This window comes from Lysinibacillus piscis (genome assembly GCF_026012395.1).
Classification (GTDB): Bacteria; Bacillota; Bacilli; order Bacillales_A; family Planococcaceae; genus Lysinibacillus; species Lysinibacillus piscis.
This window is the reverse complement of sequence record NZ_BRZA01000004.1, coordinates 158,551-174,340: the sequence shown is the minus strand read 5'-3', so window position 1 is coordinate 174,340 and position 15,790 is coordinate 158,551. Positions and strand designations below refer to the sequence as shown.

Annotated in this window: 19 protein-coding genes; 6 read left to right on the top strand and 13 right to left on the bottom strand. The window is 36.5% G+C overall.

Annotated elements, in window-relative coordinates; genetic code table 11:
- Positions 1-49 precede the first annotated feature (49 nt).
- The 4 genes from OPF91_RS15275 to trhO all read right to left on the bottom strand — a co-directional run bounded on the left by OPF91_RS15275 (position 50) and on the right by trhO (position 4,691).
- Complete coding sequence (locus OPF91_RS15275) at positions 50-922, bottom strand: hypothetical protein (RefSeq protein WP_264989785.1); 873 nt, start codon at positions 920-922, stop codon at positions 50-52.
- A complete protein-coding gene (locus OPF91_RS15270; RefSeq protein ID WP_264989783.1) occupies positions 915-1,406 on the bottom strand; it encodes an RNA polymerase sigma factor in 492 nt (163 codons plus the stop codon). Before OPF91_RS15270 ends, OPF91_RS15275 begins: the two co-directional genes overlap by 8 nt.
- Positions 1,407-1,524: 118 nt before the next feature.
- Positions 1,525-3,132 (bottom strand): phosphoglycerate dehydrogenase, encoded by a 1,608-nt coding sequence (serA, locus tag OPF91_RS15265; RefSeq protein WP_264989781.1) that lies wholly within the window; start codon positions 3,130-3,132, stop codon positions 1,525-1,527.
- Between the two features lie 593 nt (positions 3,133-3,725).
- Positions 3,726-4,691 carry an oxygen-dependent tRNA uridine(34) hydroxylase TrhO gene (gene trhO, locus OPF91_RS15260; protein WP_264989780.1) on the bottom strand — a complete coding sequence of 322 codons (966 nt, stop codon included), beginning with the start codon at positions 4,689-4,691 and terminating at the stop codon, positions 3,726-3,728.
- 129 nt (positions 4,692-4,820) lie between these two features.
- Between trhO and OPF91_RS15255 the strand changes: the two genes are divergently transcribed.
- Positions 4,821-5,603 carry an enoyl-CoA hydratase gene (locus tag OPF91_RS15255; RefSeq protein WP_264989779.1) on the top strand — a complete coding sequence of 261 codons (783 nt, stop codon included), beginning with the start codon at positions 4,821-4,823 and terminating at the stop codon, positions 5,601-5,603.
- A 318-nt stretch (positions 5,604-5,921) separates the two neighbouring features.
- On the opposite strand, the gene OPF91_RS15250 is transcribed toward OPF91_RS15255, so the two are convergent.
- Positions 5,922-6,107, bottom strand: a complete 186-nt coding sequence (locus OPF91_RS15250; RefSeq protein WP_264989777.1) for a YhzD family protein — start codon at positions 6,105-6,107, stop codon at positions 5,922-5,924.
- Between the two features lie 307 nt (positions 6,108-6,414).
- Here OPF91_RS15250 and yhaM point away from each other — a divergent pair, with 307 nt between their 5' ends.
- The gene (gene yhaM, locus OPF91_RS15245) at positions 6,415-7,350 is read left to right on the top strand and encodes a 3'-5' exoribonuclease YhaM (protein ID WP_264989776.1); all 936 of its coding nucleotides are present in this window, start codon (positions 6,415-6,417) and stop codon (positions 7,348-7,350) included.
- A 58-nt stretch (positions 7,351-7,408) separates the two neighbouring features.
- Here the strand turns inward: yhaM and OPF91_RS15240 are convergent, their stop codons facing one another.
- The gene (locus OPF91_RS15240; protein WP_264989775.1) at positions 7,409-8,335 is read right to left on the bottom strand and encodes a peptidylprolyl isomerase; all 927 of its coding nucleotides are present in this window, start codon (positions 8,333-8,335) and stop codon (positions 7,409-7,411) included.
- A 144-nt stretch (positions 8,336-8,479) separates the two neighbouring features.
- Between OPF91_RS15240 and OPF91_RS15235 the strand changes: the two genes are divergently transcribed.
- Positions 8,480-8,584 (top strand): YjcZ family sporulation protein, encoded by a 105-nt coding sequence (locus OPF91_RS15235; protein WP_264989774.1) that lies wholly within the window; start codon positions 8,480-8,482, stop codon positions 8,582-8,584.
- A gap of 70 nt (positions 8,585-8,654) precedes the next feature.
- Here the strand turns inward: OPF91_RS15235 and OPF91_RS15230 are convergent, their stop codons facing one another.
- The 6 genes from OPF91_RS15230 to OPF91_RS15205 all read right to left on the bottom strand — a co-directional run bounded on the left by OPF91_RS15230 (position 8,655) and on the right by OPF91_RS15205 (position 11,880).
- The gene (locus OPF91_RS15230; protein ID WP_264989772.1) at positions 8,655-8,840 is read right to left on the bottom strand and encodes a hypothetical protein; all 186 of its coding nucleotides are present in this window, start codon (positions 8,838-8,840) and stop codon (positions 8,655-8,657) included.
- Between the two features lie 70 nt (positions 8,841-8,910).
- The gene (locus OPF91_RS15225; protein WP_264989770.1) at positions 8,911-9,456 is read right to left on the bottom strand and encodes a DUF3267 domain-containing protein; all 546 of its coding nucleotides are present in this window, start codon (positions 9,454-9,456) and stop codon (positions 8,911-8,913) included.
- A 139-nt stretch (positions 9,457-9,595) separates the two neighbouring features.
- Complete coding sequence (locus tag OPF91_RS15220; RefSeq protein WP_264989769.1) at positions 9,596-10,156, bottom strand: HTH-type transcriptional regulator Hpr; 561 nt, start codon at positions 10,154-10,156, stop codon at positions 9,596-9,598.
- A gap of 146 nt (positions 10,157-10,302) precedes the next feature.
- A complete protein-coding gene (locus OPF91_RS15215; protein ID WP_264989767.1) occupies positions 10,303-10,698 on the bottom strand; it encodes a YtxH domain-containing protein in 396 nt (131 codons plus the stop codon).
- A 122-nt stretch (positions 10,699-10,820) separates the two neighbouring features.
- A complete protein-coding gene (locus OPF91_RS15210) occupies positions 10,821-11,357 on the bottom strand; it encodes a tryptophan transporter (RefSeq protein WP_264989766.1) in 537 nt (178 codons plus the stop codon).
- A gap of 109 nt (positions 11,358-11,466) precedes the next feature.
- Entirely contained in the window at positions 11,467-11,880 is a 414-nt protein-coding gene (locus OPF91_RS15205) for an HIT family protein (RefSeq protein ID WP_264989764.1), read from the bottom strand.
- A gap of 104 nt (positions 11,881-11,984) precedes the next feature.
- On the opposite strand from OPF91_RS15205, the gene OPF91_RS15200 reads away from it, so the two are divergent.
- Positions 11,985-12,734 carry an ABC transporter ATP-binding protein gene (locus OPF91_RS15200; RefSeq protein ID WP_264989763.1) on the top strand — a complete coding sequence of 250 codons (750 nt, stop codon included), beginning with the start codon at positions 11,985-11,987 and terminating at the stop codon, positions 12,732-12,734.
- Positions 12,718-13,902 (top strand): ABC transporter permease, encoded by a 1,185-nt coding sequence (locus tag OPF91_RS15195; protein ID WP_264989762.1) that lies wholly within the window; start codon positions 12,718-12,720, stop codon positions 13,900-13,902. Before OPF91_RS15200 ends, OPF91_RS15195 begins: the two co-directional genes overlap by 17 nt.
- A gap of 71 nt (positions 13,903-13,973) precedes the next feature.
- On the opposite strand, the gene OPF91_RS15190 is transcribed toward OPF91_RS15195, so the two are convergent.
- Positions 13,974-14,489 carry an antibiotic biosynthesis monooxygenase family protein gene (locus OPF91_RS15190; RefSeq protein WP_264989761.1) on the bottom strand — a complete coding sequence of 172 codons (516 nt, stop codon included), beginning with the start codon at positions 14,487-14,489 and terminating at the stop codon, positions 13,974-13,976.
- A gap of 218 nt (positions 14,490-14,707) precedes the next feature.
- Between OPF91_RS15190 and hemE the strand changes: the two genes are divergently transcribed.
- The gene (gene hemE / locus OPF91_RS15185) at positions 14,708-15,763 is read left to right on the top strand and encodes a uroporphyrinogen decarboxylase (RefSeq protein WP_264989760.1); all 1,056 of its coding nucleotides are present in this window, start codon (positions 14,708-14,710) and stop codon (positions 15,761-15,763) included.
- The last annotated feature ends 27 nt before the right edge of the window (positions 15,764-15,790 follow it).

The following is a 15,790-nucleotide window of genomic DNA, read 5'->3' as shown; positions in this document are numbered from 1 at the left end:
GCTTTTTAGTGTGTTAAATAAAAGTGACGGATAGAATTTCAATAAGGGTTCAATAGACAAAAAAGAGTATTGTAAATGCTAGCCCGATGCAAAGCTGATTAAGCGCACATGCTAATATATAGATACGTGGCTCACCTGCTTTTTTACGATAGTATACTTGCATAGTAGAATAAATAATAAACGCTCCATAAATCCAAAATGCATGAAGTGTTGCTGTTAGGAAATAAACAGTGGCTAATAGGATTGCAAATAGCAGTAGCATCACACCATTTGCAATCATATGCTCCACATTTGCAGCAAAAGCACGCCGTTTAATATGTGGCACTTTATGTTTTGTTATCCATAAAATAAAATGTGATAAAAACAAGAAACCATACCCCAGTAGTAACTGCATCTGGTCTCGAAAAACGAATAATAAGGAGCTAACTGGCTGCTCTAGCTGGATTACCTGTTGTGTATGAATATTGGTCATATATCTCCCTGCAACTTTCCATTGCTCCTGTGTGCCATCTGTATAAACAATTAATACATCCTGTTTTAAAACAAGGGACATTGGTGGAGGAGACTTTGCAGTTGCCATGGCTTGCTGAAATTGTAGTAATACATCCTGATTTTTATAACATTTCTGTGCGACTACATATAAACAGGATGCCTTGGCAAGAAAGCGATCTTGCTTATCATTATCTCGTACATATATTTTGGCAATCTCTTTAGCTTCATCCGTAGTGGTTGCTATATCTAACGGTGTTTGAAGGAAGGATAAAGCTAAAATTGTTAGGACAGCGATAAATAATAGTGATACGGCTGAAATTTTCCATGAGGTTGCTTTTTTAGATAAACGTATTTCACGTAACATGTTATTTTGCTGCTGCTTAGTTGGAGCTAATTCTCGTAAATGCTGCCATGTTTTTTCTTTAGTCATCCCAATCACCTCCAAGCTGTTTTTGTAATACGGCTAGTGCACGTTTTAGTGTATTTTTTACTTTGCCTTCGTTCCAACCGAGTACATCACACGTCTCTTGAATGGACAAGCCTTCAATTTTGCGTAAAATAATGACATCTCGATAGGAGAGCTTTAGCTGACGAATAGCGAGATAAAGCGCTTTAGCCTCCTCTTGTTGAAGTAGCCATTGATGAGGTGAAATCGGCTCTTGTTCTTCATGCCCCTGTAGAAATGGTACAAATTGAATAAGCCTTTTACGTCGATAATGGTCATAGGCAAGATTACGAGCAGTACGCCGTAGCCATGCCAGCTCTGCACCTGCTTTAATGCTTTTCTCGTAATGCAAAAAGCGAGTAAAGGTTTCCTGTGTGAAATCCTCCGCTAGTTTTTCATCATTGAGTAAGTAATATAAGTATTTGAAAATGGTTTGATTATGTAAATAAAATAGCTCCTCAAGCGTCACTATCTACACCTCCTTATCCTTAAAGACGAATGACTTGGAGAAAAGTATCAATTTATAGAATAATCATTCATAAAAATAGCTCTTCGTCAAAAGAAACGAAGAGCTACTTAGATTTATTTTATAGTGTAATCGCCTTTACTTCATCAATATTTTCAAGCTGTGCAACAAAATTCAAATCTTCCTCTGTGACCACGTTATCAACGGTTAACATCATCACGGCTGTTCCGCCTACCTGTGCACGGCCAACCTGCATTGTAGCGATATTAATATCTTTTTCAGCTAATTTCGTTGCTACACGACCGATTGCGCCAGGCTTATCCGTATTTTTAATATATAGTAGGTTACCTTGTGGTATAACGTCTACTACATAATTTTCAACTTTCACAATACGTGCTCCTAAACCATTTAGTAATGTTCCAGCGACAGTGTGTACCTCATTCGCTGTTTTCACTTCAATCGTAATTAAGTTTGTGAAGCCTTTTGCTGTTGTTGTTTTATGCTCATTAATTTTCATGCCGATACGTTCAGATAAATAACGAGCATTGACATCATTGACATGATTACCATGATTTTTTGACAATAAGCCTTTGAGTGCATTGGATGTTAACGGGCGAACATCATAGTTGGCGATTTGACCTGCATAAGATAAATGGATTTCTTTTACTGGCTCGGCTGTTACTTGTGATAAAAAGGCACCAAGTTTTTCAGCTAATTCAAAGAAAGGCTCTACCTGTGCGAGTAATTCTTTTGGAATAGATGGCATATTCACTGGGTTTGTCACAGTACCTGTTTTATAAAATTTAATGATATCGTTTGAAACATCAACGGCCACAGATTCCTGTGCCTCAATCGTAGACGCTCCTAAATGTGGTGTGGCAATGACTTGTGGTAATGTCAGTAGTTTATGGTCTGTTGCTGGCTCTGATACAAATACGTCAAGCGCAGCCCCTGCCACTTTACCTTCGACAATCGCATCATATAAATCGTCTTCATTAATAATACCACCACGTGCACAGTTAATAATGCGTACGCCATCTTTCATCATGGCAAATTTATCTTTGTTCAGTAGGTTACGTGTTTCAGGGAGTAGTGGTGTATGCACTGTGATAAAATCCGCCGCTTCACAAATTTCTTCAACCGTCGCTTTTGTCACACCTAATTCTTTTGCACGCTCATCTGTTAAAAATGGATCGTATGCCAGAATATTCATACGTTGCCCTTTCGCACGATAAGCCACTTCCACGCCAATACGTCCGAAACCAACAACACCTAATGTTTTATTTTTTAATTCAACTCCTACATATGATTTACGGTCCCACTTGCCATTTTTCAAGGTGTTGAAGGCTTGTGGAATATGACGTGCAAGAGAGGTCATCATGGCAATCGTATGCTCTGCAGCAGAGTTCGTGTTACCATCTGGAGCATTTACGACAATAATGCCATGTTCAGTAGCAGCGGCAAGGTCAATATTATCAACGCCAACACCCGCACGACCAATTAATTTCAAATTTTTTGCCGCTTCAATAACTTCACGTGTTACCGTTGTTTGAGAGCGTACTAATAATACATCGACATCCGAAATTTTGGCGATGAGTTCTTCTTGTGTTAAACCAGTATCAACAATGATATTCAAGTCTAAATTTTGTTCTTGTCGAAGTGGGAAAATACCATCCTCACTTAATGGGTCGGCGATAAATACGTTAATTGTTTTTGTTGCAGTTGTCATTTTTAATAGCTCCTTTGTTTTGAAGTAAAATAAAATGAAAAGCCTTTCACGCCTTACAAACACAAAGATTGTGTCGTAAGGGGCGAAAGGCTGTAATAAACATGAGTTCGCGGTACCACCCTTAATCACTACCTGAAAATTGCGACAATTTTAGGCAGTCTTAGCTATATGCGTAACGTGCATGGGACGGATAGGCTTACTATATTCGGCCTATCTATTCAGGAGTGGAACTTAATCGTAAACATCGCTGATTTACACCAACCATCAGCTCTCTTGAGATGCCCTCACGCTAAGTGTGTCTCCCTCGTTATATTTTTTATTATTTAATTAGTTAACATCATAATCGGTATTGTTCACCTTTGTCAATGATATTTCTAAAATTTTTCAAAATAATCGTGATTGATTTCAAGGAATGGTTTTTAAAACGAACTTTATTGTTATTTACATTAATTATTGTTCGTGTTTTTGAGGAGGACAATGAAAACGTTCACAAAAAGAAAACACACATCATTTAGTAAGCTGATGTGTGTTCATCGCGTTGAAAAACAAAAGATTCGTAGACAATCGATAAATTGCTGAAGAATCACTTTCTGTTATTGACCTTGGTGTTGAGCAATTTTAGCAATTTGTTCTTCTACTTGCGCTGGTGTCCAATCATTTTCTTCTACAAAGAAATTACGTTCAGCACGACGGCAATCGTCCGAACAGCTACGCATATAGAAGGCCTCATGTTTTTCCTCGCAAAGCATTAATTTATGACAAGCTGGGTTAGCGCAATTTGTATAGCGTTCAGAAGGTTCGCCAGTAAAGAAATCTTTCCCAACAATAACATGTTCAACTTGATTGATTGGCACACTACGACGACGGTCAAAGACAAACATTTGTCCATCCCATAATTGGCCCTTTACTTCAGGATCTTTCGCATAGGTCGCAATGCCACCGTGCAATTGACCAACACTTTCCCCATAGCCCTCACGTTTCAGCCAGCCTGAAAATTTCTCACAGCGAATGCCACCTGTACAATACGTCAAAATATGTTTGCCCTCAAATTCTTCTTTATGTGCATCCATCCAAGTAGGCAGGTCACGGAAGTTTTCGATATCAGGACGAATAGCTCCACGAAAATGACCTAAATCAAATTCGTAATCATTTCGTGCATCAATAATAATGGTATTGTCCTCCTGCATACGTGACATAAATTCCTTTGGCGACAAATAATCACCTGTTATTTCTAATGGATTAATATCCTGCTCTAAACCAAGGTGAACAATTTCACGACGTGGACGCACATGCATTTTTTTGAAGGCATGTCCATCTGCTTCATCTATTTTCCACATAATATCATGGAAGCGAACGTCCGCCTTCATCTGATTCATATAGGCTTCTGTTTGAGCAATTGTACCAGAAACAGTACCATTAATTCCTTCATAGCCAACTAAAATTCGCCCAAGTAGCCCAATTTCGTTGCAAAGTGTCAAATGTTCAGCAGCAAACGCTTCAGGGGCCTCGATAGCAATATATTTATAATAAAGTAATATGCGATAATCTTTTTGTGTCACATCATTAACCACCTTTCGCCCTTAAATATAGCATATTGTGTACAATTTTTGCGTAGAAAAGAAGGAGTTTTTCAATCGAACACGAATAATTATAAATGAATGGTTATTCATATTTTCGGGGGTGTCAGAATGGAATTTTCAACAATTACTTTAGAAAAATTAGGGCGTTATGGGATATTGACGTTAAATCGACCACAGGCAATGAATGCAATGGATGCTGTTATGATGCGAGAGCTAGCAGATTGCTTTGAGGCATTACAGCAAGAGCAGGAGATGCAAGTGCTTGTCATTCGAGGGGAAGGAAAAGTATTTTCAGCGGGTGGCGATATTAAAGCAATGCTGGATACAAATCAACCGCTTGATATAGATGTGGCTATGACGTATTTAACACGTATTGCAAAGGCTTATTATCAATTGCCAATGATTGTAATAGCAGCAGTACATGGTGCATCGGCTGGCTTAGGCTTTAGTTTAACATTAGGTGCAGATATAATCGTGGCATGTGAGAATAGTAAGCTAGCGATGAATTTTATCGGCATTGGTTTGATTCCAGATGGTGGTGGTCATTTCTTTATGAGGGAACGTGTTGGTACAGTAAAAGCGAAGCAATTGATTTGGGAGGGCAAAGTTTTAACGGCCGCAGAGGCATTGGATGCCGGTTTAATTGATCATATTGCGCCAGATGGTACTGTATTTGCGGTAGCTGACCAACTTGTCGCAAAATTACTTGCCTCTCCATTGACTGCCATGATAACAACGAAGAAAATTTTGCATACACAAAATTTGCCACAGTTAGAAAGCATTTTAGCCATGGAGGCAGAGGGACAATCTGCTATGCGTAAAACAGCTGATCATTTAGAGGGAATTCAAGCATTTGTAGCAAAAAGAAGGCCCGCTTTTGTAGGTAAATAAAGAAGAGACTGTTGATACAATACGCATCAACAGTCTTTTTTTGTTAATCTTTGTTACCGCATATGGACAATGGCTTGAGGAGCTATTTGCGCAGTCTGTATTTGTAGACGAGGCGGAAGCTTAGACTCAAACATCATCGTTGAATAGTATGTTTCAGCTATCATTATGATGTAAACGAAAAATAAGAGCTTTTTCAGTCAGTGATTCAAAATAAAATCGTTTCTCCTTCTTGTATCATGTTGCTACAAGTATATATACGGATTAGATATACATAAGTTTCAACAAGCTGGTGAAAGAGCCTCCTTCACCAGCTTGTTCTTATACATGGAATAAAATTAATTTGCCAGCTGCGTTGACAAGACGATGTGTTTTTTCAGCTACACCTTTTTCTTCAATTTGTTGTTGTCCATTGATTTTAGCTGCTGCATCGTTTTCAAATGTCCAAACTTCATCAAATAATGTTTCCCCTGTTTTTTCAAAAGCTGTAAAACGATAATTCTCCATTTTAAACCCACCCTTTATTGAAGTATATCGTTATTATACCTAGAAGCTGGATAAACTTCACGAGAAAACTAACATATCATTTAATAAATTTCGAAAATTGTGGAAAATTTGAGACAAGGTATTTAATCGAAAATAGAGGCGTAAAATGGTACAATATGAATACCGAATGTTTTATTTTTACTTGATTCAGTAGCTAATAGGGCACCTGAAGCAAGATGAAAACCATAGTAAATGTCACGAATTGGGTAATCATCGAAATACAATAAATCGTGATGGATATGTGTAATGAAAGGGGCGTGACGGCGAGATGAAAGGAATTACAACACTCCAGGTTGGAGAAGCCGTAGATCAATTTTTATTAATTAAACAAGCAACAAAAGGAGTTACAACTGTTGGTAAACCATTTATGTCACTCATTTTACAAGATAAAAGTGGTGATATTGAGGCAAAGCTATGGGATACAAATGAGGAACATGAAAATATGTATCGTGCTGAGACGATTGTACGTGTTGGTGGCGAAATTCACGATTATCGAGGGAAAAATCAATTACGTATTAAAGCGATTCGTGTAGCTAAACCAGAAGAAGGAATAGCGATTCATGATTTAGTTCCATCTTCCTCAACACCGAAAGAACAATTATATGAGGAGCTTACACAGTTTTTCTTCGACATTAAAAATCCAAATATCTCACGCATTACACGTGCAACGATTAAAAAGCATCAAGAGGCTATTTTAGTTTATCCAGCAGCTACGAAAAATCATCATGATTACGCTTCAGGCTTGCTTGATCATATGGTATCCATGCTTCGTTTAGGGAAAGCAATTGCTGATTTATATCCAACATTAAATCGCGATTTATTGTATGCAGGCATTATTTTACATGATATTGGTAAAGTGATTGAGCTATCAGGACCTGTTGCGACAACGTATACAATAGAAGGGAATTTACTTGGTCATATTACGATTATGGTCAATGAAATTGCAAAAGTAGCGAGCGAGCTACAAATTGAAGGAGAAGAAGTCATGCTGCTTCAACATATGGTACTGGCACACCATGGTAAGGAAGAATGGGGTAGTCCAAAGAAGCCAATGATTCAAGAGGCAGAAATCTTACATTATATTGATAATATTGATGCAAAGATGAATATGTTAACAAGAGCGTTGCAAAAAACAACGCCTGGTGAATTTACAGAAAGATTATTCCCACTCGATAACCGTTCATTTTATAAGCCAACGATTTAAGCAAAAGAAAGGGCAACCATGTTGAGAAATAACATAGTTGCCTTTTTGTTTAAGATAATTATTTTTTATCTTCTTTCTTTTCTTCCTTTTTAGCTGCTTCTTCAGCTGCTTTTGCTTGTTCTTCGCTTGTCATACTTAATGTATCTAAAGCACCTTGTAGATTTTTATCAGATGTTTTGAAATTAGCTTCTTTGATTAACTTTGCCACAATATCCTGTGCCTTTGTTTGGAATTCATCTGATTGTTTTAACTTGCCAAGCATTGTTTGACTAATTTTTTCTTTTTCTTCTTCATATGAACCGATATCTTTTACATCACGTTTATCTGTTACTTCGATAATATGATAACCAAATGCCGATTTAACAGGTTCACTAATCGTATTTAATGGTAATTCGTATGCTGCATCATTAAATTCATCGACCATTGCACCAACAGAGAACCAACCAAGCTCGCCGCCTTTTTCTTTAGAACCTGTATCTGTAGAATATTCTTTTGCTACATCTGCAAAGGCTGCACCACTTTTTAATTTTTCAATTACGGCTCTTGCTGTTTCTTGGTCAGCAACTAAAATATGACGTGCGTTTAATTCGGATTTCATTTGCTCGTAATATTTTTTCGTATCTAATGTTTCTTCCAAGGCTTTATCTTGAAGTAATTCTACACGTAAAGACTCTTTAAAGCTATCCTCTGTCATACCATATTGTTTAAGTGCCTGTGCAAAGTTGTCACCCAATTGTGCAGCTACTGAATCATAAGCTTCTTGGATTTCTTTATCGGATACTTTGTATTTATCCGCTAATACTTTTTCAGTCACCATTTGTTGTAATATTTTAGCACCTGCTAAATTTTTTGCTGTTTCATTGAATTCACCAATTGAAATATCACCAATTTTAGAAGTGACTAATGCTTTGTCATCGCCACCGCTACAAGCACCTAGTGTTAATACAGAAGCTGCTAATGTTAAAGATAAAACTGTTTTTTTCATAATAAATATACGCTCCTAACATTTTTTCGTCCGTTTTTTACTATAACATAAACGCTCTCAAAACAAAAATGGTTCCCCTTTGAATATCGCCTAAATGTTGATTTTTTAGACGCATAGGATAGAAGAAAGAAGGGGGGTGAAGTTATGAGCAACGGAGGATATGGTGGCGGTGGCTACGGCTCAGGCTTTGCTTTATTAGTTGTGCTATTTATTTTGTTAATCATTGTAGGAGCAGCGTTCCTATACTAAACAACGAAAGCTAAGGATGAATGTATCCTTAGCTTTTTACATGAAAATATTCTATTGGTTAAGATTCAAGTTAGACTGCATATAAAATTTCAATATAGAATGAGACAAGTAAAATAGTGATTAGTATATTTATAGTTCGGAATATTTTAGGTTGGTTTTCTTCTGGGATTTCGCGTCGCATACATAGCGCATATGTCATACGGTTAATTTGGAATAAGTATAGTACCGAGAAGACTACTACAATTGTTAATAGCAAATCTATTCCTCCCTTCCTCAATAATTAATAGCATAACAAAAAGCATCAATAAAATACAAGTTTTAGATGACTACGGTATAGATGGTGGTACTAAAATTTCATAGCCTTTTGGTGTTTCTTCTATTTGAGAGTTTTTTGGCGATTTTAGTAAAAATTTCACATAGAGCATATCGATAGAACAAAGGCTACAATGACACGCTAATAGTAATGTACCATAGTGTGTGTATGAAGGGAAAAAATAGATAACTAATAGTATACATATATTGATGACGATAAAAGGTGTTAGTAAGGCAATGATATAACGATTCTTTGGTAAAGGCTCTCGAATACGCATATGTAAAACAGGCAACACATGAAAATGAAGGCGTATGCGTAATTTTAAATAGGCACGTAAATCTGATAGAGCTAAAAAATGTAAAAGTTTGTGAATAGGATAAAGCACTATTAGTGTTAAAATAAATAACCAAAATAATCGATCTGTATAGGGCTCATGATGAGTTAAATTTAATGTGACATAGGAAAAGGAAAACACCATAAAAAAAATAATGGCTGCAAGAATCACAATACGTGTAATGCCATAATGATGTCTCAGATTTAATATTTTCCAGCAATGCATGGCTTGAATCAACTCCGAAAAAATTTCAGCTTGTTACTTATGCTGTGCAACAAGATTATCATGGTTATTCATTGCTGTAAAGGTGGGAATATACATAAAAAAGCAACACAAATCGAAGGTAGATTTGTGTTGTTTTGGTTTAACTATTGACAGTTGGTTGTTCTTCTAATGTATCGAAGGATTCACGGAAATTTCTAAATGAACGTTCAAAAATATCAATGAAATCGTCCCCATAAATATTACGAATAACCGCCATTATATCCAAAAAGTCTGGGAAGCGGCCATATAACTCTTTTAAAGGCAATGAGCCCTCTAGTACAGAATGGAACGTGTTATGGTAATTATTGTTCATTTCAATAATAAGTGCCGTTCCTTCAGCTGTTAGCTCAACATATGTGTTACGTTTATCATCATCACGCTTTGAAAAATTTAGAAAGCCACGTTCTTCTAGCTTTTTGGAAAAGTTGAAAGCTGTTGAAACGTGCATCACACCAAATTTGGCTACATCGGAAATAGATGCACCTTTTAAATGGTATGAAATCCATAAAATATGATGTTCATTAATATTTAAATCATAGGGTTTAATCCATTGTTGCCAATCTTTTTCAACGGCTTTCCATAAAGCCTTTGATAATTGTGCAATTCTTTGGCTGTAAAGCATTGCTTCTTTTTTTGTATATAATTCCTCTGACAAAGCCATCACCCACTGCTTTCTTTATCATTTTAAAATTATTATAGCAGTAAAGGAAAAAACTTTAAAGTTAGAAAAATTAAATAATTAAAAAATAATAGTATTCTTGTTTTTTCTAATATAAAATTGCTTTTTTAGATACTAGCTAAAGGTCTTTAGTTGCTTATCGTTTTTTGTGTTTTTTTCTTGGTTTCAGTGAATTGAGCTATGTTTTGCTCGATTTCACTAATACTTTTCTGTAAAGCCTCTAAATCCTGCTGCAAATTATTTTTTGTCGGCTCAATTTCTTGGGTGAATGTAGTAATGGATTGCTTTAAATCCGTTATTATTTTTGGTATATTATTCTTCGCTTCATTTGTGAATGTTTGAATAGATTGATTCACAACTTTTGTTTGCTGGCGCACATCTGACATTTTTTCCTTCGTTGTTGAAAAGTTTGTACACAAAGTAGTACGTAAATCTTGTCCCGATTGAGGTGTAGAGAAAAGTATAGCTGCTGCTCCACCAACGATACCAGCTGCAAGTCCAACTAAAAAAGGTTTTGCTTTCATATAAATGACCTCATTTCTAAGTATGTTAAGTATTATTAAACCATGTAAGGCATTGATTCTAAAAGCAAAAAGAAGCGAAACAAGTGATTTTCACTGTTTCGCTTCCTATTTTATAGTACATTTTATGAAATTTGTGAAAGGGCTGTTGTAAATTTTGCTCGTTTTGTCAGCTTGACCACAATCGGATAAATGATAATGAATGCGACCACATTAAATGCAACTGCTGGAAGCACAACCCCTACAAAAAGCATAGAGAATGTTGCGCCGACATTAGCGTTGAAAATAAATAACGCTACTGATAAAAAGACAGTGCCTGATATAACGGTTCCTAAGCCAACTAAAGCAGCCGACATAGCAAGATGGTTTGCTAACTTTTTAATCATCAGTAAAATCAGTAAAAATACGAAGCCTGTAATGGTTTTATCGATAATATTCGGTACAAGACCTGCTGGAAATGTTGTAAATAAACCAGAAAGTACACCAGTTGTTACGGATAACAAAAATGTTTCTTTTACAGTTGGAAATAATAAAATTCCAATAAACATCATCGTTAGCATAAAGTCAGGCTTCATGCCATTGACCATTCCAGGTGTGACAACATATAGCGCCGCGCCGACACCTACTAATAAAGCCAATAATACTAAATTTTTTGTATTCATTTTTCTCTCTCCTCAGCTAAGCTCTTCTATTTGCCTCCTAACGTGTCCTCATGACCGTTAGCGAAACTTATTTGTGATTGTACGCTAAAAATTTTTAAATTGCAATAACCTAAAGATTGGCTTTAATACTATCAGCCACTTCAATAAGCTGTTCAGATGTGTATTTTTGTGTTTGCCAATTTAAGTTTAATCCTTCTTTTTCATCGTAGCGAGGAATAAAGTGTAAGTGATAGTGAAAAACAGTTTGTCCAGCCGCTGCTCCATTATTATTAATCGTGTTCATACCGATGGGCTGGAAAGCAGCTTTAATAGCATTCGCAATTTTTGGCGCTACCGCATATAAATTACGTGCCACATCTTCAGGCATTTCAAATAAATCCTGACAATGCTGCTTTGGAATTAATAATGTATGACCTTTTGCGACAGGCATAATGTCCGTAAAGGCATAGACATGCTCATCCTCATAAATTTTTGTACTTGGAATGGTGCCGTCAATAATTTTGCAAAATAGGCAATCGCTCATGAAAAAATCCCCCTTAGTAAAATGATACACTCATTCTATCATACTCAATGCTTTATCATTTGCTAAATTTTGATAAAATAGAAAATAAGAAGAGGAGTGAAAATATGTCAATATTAGAAGTACAACATGTGACAGGTGGTTATACACGTAAACCAGTAATAAAGGATTTGTCTTTTACTATTGAAAAGGGAGAGCTTGTTGGCTTAATTGGTTTAAATGGTGCTGGGAAAAGTACGACGATTAAACATATTATTGGGACAATGCTACCAAAAGAGGGTGCTATTCGTCTCAATGGTGTGACATTAAAAGAAAACATGGACAAGTATCGTACAGCCTTCTCTTATATACCTGAGACACCTGTGCTTTACGATGAATTAACATTGCGGGAGCATTTGCAATTAACGGCGATGGCTTATGGCTTAGATGAGGCAACATTGGCGGCACGTTCAGAGATTTTATTGAAAGAATTTCGTATGGAAAAGCGATTAAATTGGTTTCCATCACATTTTTCAAAAGGAATGCGTCAAAAGGTCATGATTATGTGTGCTTTTTTAGTGAATCCAAGCTTATATATTATCGATGAACCATTTGTAGGGCTGGACCCACTCGGTATTCAATCGTTGTTAGACCAAATGGATGCGAAAAAACGAGAGGGCTCTTCAATTTTAATGTCTACACATATTTTATCAACGGCTGAAAAATATTGTGACCGTATTATTTTACTGCATGATGGACGTGTACGTGCACAAGGAACGATGGATGATTTGCGCCAAGCCTTCCATATGCCACATGCTACATTAGATGATTTATATATTGCCATGACAAAGGAGAAGGATCATGAAGAACTTGCGTGATGTATGGTCCACTCGTTTTCATCACTATATTAGTGAAGTGCAAAAATATATGCAGTTCGTTTTTACAGGGCATATTGCTATTGTCCTTGTCTTTTTAATAGGTGCAGGGGGCTATCAATATAGTGAATGGCTTAAAGTGGTCGATACGGATTTTCCAGCTGAAATCGTCATGGCAGCGTTGGTAGGCATTTTACTTGCCTTTAGTCGTCCGACTTCGTTATTACGAGAGCCTGATCAAGTCTATTTATTGCCATTAGAATCAAAAATGCCTTTATATTTTAAGAAGGCTTTGGCATGGACATTTTGGTCACAGGTATGGCTTGTAGCACTTGTATACATTGTCGGGATTCCATTGTTAAAAGCGGTAACAGAGCTTACGTCAACAGAAATTTGGCTTGTATTCTTTATCATGATTGTGTTGAAGTTTTTAAGTGTACAAGGTGAATTTTGTTATCGTTATAGTGAACGTGGTCAATCTGTATGGATGGACCGACTAATTCGAGCGGTCATTTTTGGTTTAGTTATTTATTTGGCTCTGCACACACAATTTATCTTCACATTAGTAGTGATTGTTATTAGTGTTGTATATAGTGCTGTATTTCGTAAAAAATGTGTGGGTGAGCCGATACCGTATGAGCATTTTGTTAAATTAGAACAAAATCGAATGATGAGTTTTTATCGCTTTGCGAATTATTTTACAGATGTGCCACATTTACGTGGTAGCATTCGTCGTCGTGGTTGGCTAGATTGGCTGTATCGATCTGTGCCATATCATAAGCAAAATACCCAAAAATATTTAGTTTTTCGGACATTTATTCGCACAGATGATCATTTTTATTTATGGTTACGTTTAACAGCTATTTCCGCAGTGATAGCTGCCTTTGTGGATATTCCTGTTGTGACATGGATTGTAGCTGGAGCCTTAAGTTTTGCGACAACGATTCAATTGAAGCAAGCCTTGATGGCAAGTGGAGAATTTCGTATGGACATGCTTTATCCATTGCCAGAAGGTGCAAGAAAGATAGCCGTTGTGCAAATTGTACGATTGACAATGATTGTGCAAGCTGTGATTGTTGGGGTATGTAGTATGGGACAGCCAATGTTCTATCTATCGATATTGATTGTGTTAATTGTCAGCGAGATTACTTCAAAGATGTCCAAACCATAACAACGTAAAAAGCAAGGTATTTGACAATGGGATATTGTCAGAAACCTTGCTTTTAAATGTGGATATACGATTTATTTAGTATCCTCTGGTTGTACGACATTGTAAGTTGTCACATAAGAGGCTGCTGAGAAAATAGTTTGTGGATTGGCTCCGACTGATTCTTGGCGTTCAGCATGTGCATTTTTAAAGGCTTGTGAATTTTTCCAAGCTTCAAAGGAATGGGGTCCATTCCATTGCGTCATGACGATATAAGTATCCTCTTTAATAGGACGAAGTAATCGAAAAGCGATAAAGCCTGGTTCATTTTCAATTGCACGCGCTCGATTTAGGAAACGATGTTCAAAGACAGGTCTACCTTCATCTGTCACAGGAATGTTGTTACACACAAAAAAGCCTTGTTCTTCTAAGTCATTGACAGCATCAATTACTTCAAATTGACGTGGTGTAGCAAATACAGATTTTCCTTCCGTTTCATGTATAAGCACAGCATTGCCCTCACCATGTAATAAAATCATATGTTCATTGGAATACTTATTTTTCAATTGTTCTAGAAAATCTCCCGTACCTGAAGCGAAATATATAAACATGCCATCATCTCCTTTAGTGTGATTATTCCCATTAAAATGTAGAATGATGAATTTGTCAAAAAAAACTTGATAAAGAACAATTTTATGACATTTATCGTGGAAAACTATACAATTTTAAAAGAAACGATTACTATTGAAAACGGATATCAATACTATAGGGTAAGAAATAATGTAAAATAAATAATTTTTGGGCTAGCGAGAGAGGAAGGAATTTTTTTATGACAACTTTTAATGATACATTGTTGCGTGCTGCTAGAGGAGAAAGTGTTGAGCACACACCTGTATGGTATATGCGACAAGCGGGACGCTCACAGCCAGAGTATCGTGCGATTAAAGAAAAATATTCGTTGGAAGAAATTACACAACAACCTGAACTATGTGCATATGTGACACGTCTACCAGTTGAAAATTATCAAGTAGATGCAGCGATTTTATATAAAGATATTGTGACACCACTACCTGGCATTGGTGTAGATGTGAAAATCAAGGCTGGCGTTGGTCCAGTTATTGCGAATCCGATTCGTACAATTGCAGATGTTGAAAAATTAGGCGAATTTAATGCGAAAGAGCATACACCATTTGTTTTAGAAACGATTCAATTATTGACAAAAGAGCAGCTGAATGTCCCATTAATTGGCTTTGCGGGTGCACCATTTACACTTGCTAGCTATATGGTTGAAGGTGGACCATCACGAAATTATAATAAAACAAAATCATTGATGGTATCAGAACCGAAAACATGGTTTGCTTTAATGGATAAATTAGCTGATATGATTATTGCTGATGTGACGGCTCAAATTGCAGCAGGAGCTAAAGCAATTCAAATCTTTGATTCATGGGTAGGGGCATTAAATGTAGAGGATTACCGTGTATTCATTAAGCCTGTTATGACGCGTATTTTTGCGGAGCTGAAAAAAGAAAATGTGCCACTTATTCAATTTGGTGTTGGAGCAAGTCATTTAGCGAAAGAATGGAATGATTTACCGATTGATGTCGTTGGTCTAGATTGGCGTTTACCGATTAAAGAAGCAAAAGCAAATGGTATTACAAAAGCTGTACAAGGCAACTTAGATCCTTCCTTATTGCTTGCCGATTGGTCGGTAATTGAAAAGCGTACAAAAGACATTATTGATCAAGGCTTAGAAATGCCAGGTCATATTTTTAATTTAGGACATGGCGTATTCCCAGAGGTAGATCCAGAAGTATTGAAACGTTTAACAGCACTTATTCATGAGTATAGCGCACAGCAAATTCAAGCGTATGTGTCAAAATAAGTAGAACATTTTTAAACTACTATAGAG

Excerpts from the sequence above, each read along its gene's own strand:
- OPF91_RS15210 (WP_264989766.1), bottom strand. The coding sequence starts at position 11,357 with ATGAATACAAAAAATTTAGTATTATTGGCTTTATTAGTAGGTGTCGGC.
- yhaM (WP_264989776.1), top strand. The coding sequence starts at position 6,415 with ATGAAAGGAATTACAACACTCCAGGTTGGAGAAGCCGTAGATCAATTT.
- OPF91_RS15195 (WP_264989762.1), top strand. The coding sequence starts at position 12,718 with ATGAAGAACTTGCGTGATGTATGGTCCACTCGTTTTCATCACTATATT.
- OPF91_RS15240 (WP_264989775.1), bottom strand. The coding sequence starts at position 8,335 with ATGAAAAAAACAGTTTTATCTTTAACATTAGCAGCTTCTGTATTAACA.
- OPF91_RS15220 (WP_264989769.1), bottom strand. The coding sequence starts at position 10,156 with ATGGCTTTGTCAGAGGAATTATATACAAAAAAAGAAGCAATGCTTTAC.
- OPF91_RS15190 (WP_264989761.1), bottom strand. The coding sequence starts at position 14,489 with ATGTTTATATATTTCGCTTCAGGTACGGGAGATTTTCTAGAACAATTG.
- OPF91_RS15250 (WP_264989777.1), bottom strand. The coding sequence starts at position 6,107 with ATGGAGAATTATCGTTTTACAGCTTTTGAAAAAACAGGGGAAACATTA.
- OPF91_RS15275 (WP_264989785.1), bottom strand. The coding sequence starts at position 922 with ATGACTAAAGAAAAAACATGGCAGCATTTACGAGAATTAGCTCCAACT.
- OPF91_RS15255 (WP_264989779.1), top strand. The coding sequence starts at position 4,821 with ATGGAATTTTCAACAATTACTTTAGAAAAATTAGGGCGTTATGGGATA.
- OPF91_RS15200 (WP_264989763.1), top strand. The coding sequence starts at position 11,985 with ATGTCAATATTAGAAGTACAACATGTGACAGGTGGTTATACACGTAAA.
- serA (WP_264989781.1), bottom strand. The coding sequence starts at position 3,132 with ATGACAACTGCAACAAAAACAATTAACGTATTTATCGCCGACCCATTA.
- OPF91_RS15205 (WP_264989764.1), bottom strand. The coding sequence starts at position 11,880 with ATGAGCGATTGCCTATTTTGCAAAATTATTGACGGCACCATTCCAAGT.
- OPF91_RS15235 (WP_264989774.1), top strand. The coding sequence starts at position 8,480 with ATGAGCAACGGAGGATATGGTGGCGGTGGCTACGGCTCAGGCTTTGCT.
- hemE (WP_264989760.1), top strand. The coding sequence starts at position 14,708 with ATGACAACTTTTAATGATACATTGTTGCGTGCTGCTAGAGGAGAAAGT.
- OPF91_RS15215 (WP_264989767.1), bottom strand. The coding sequence starts at position 10,698 with ATGAAAGCAAAACCTTTTTTAGTTGGACTTGCAGCTGGTATCGTTGGT.
- OPF91_RS15225 (WP_264989770.1), bottom strand. The coding sequence starts at position 9,456 with ATGCATTGCTGGAAAATATTAAATCTGAGACATCATTATGGCATTACA.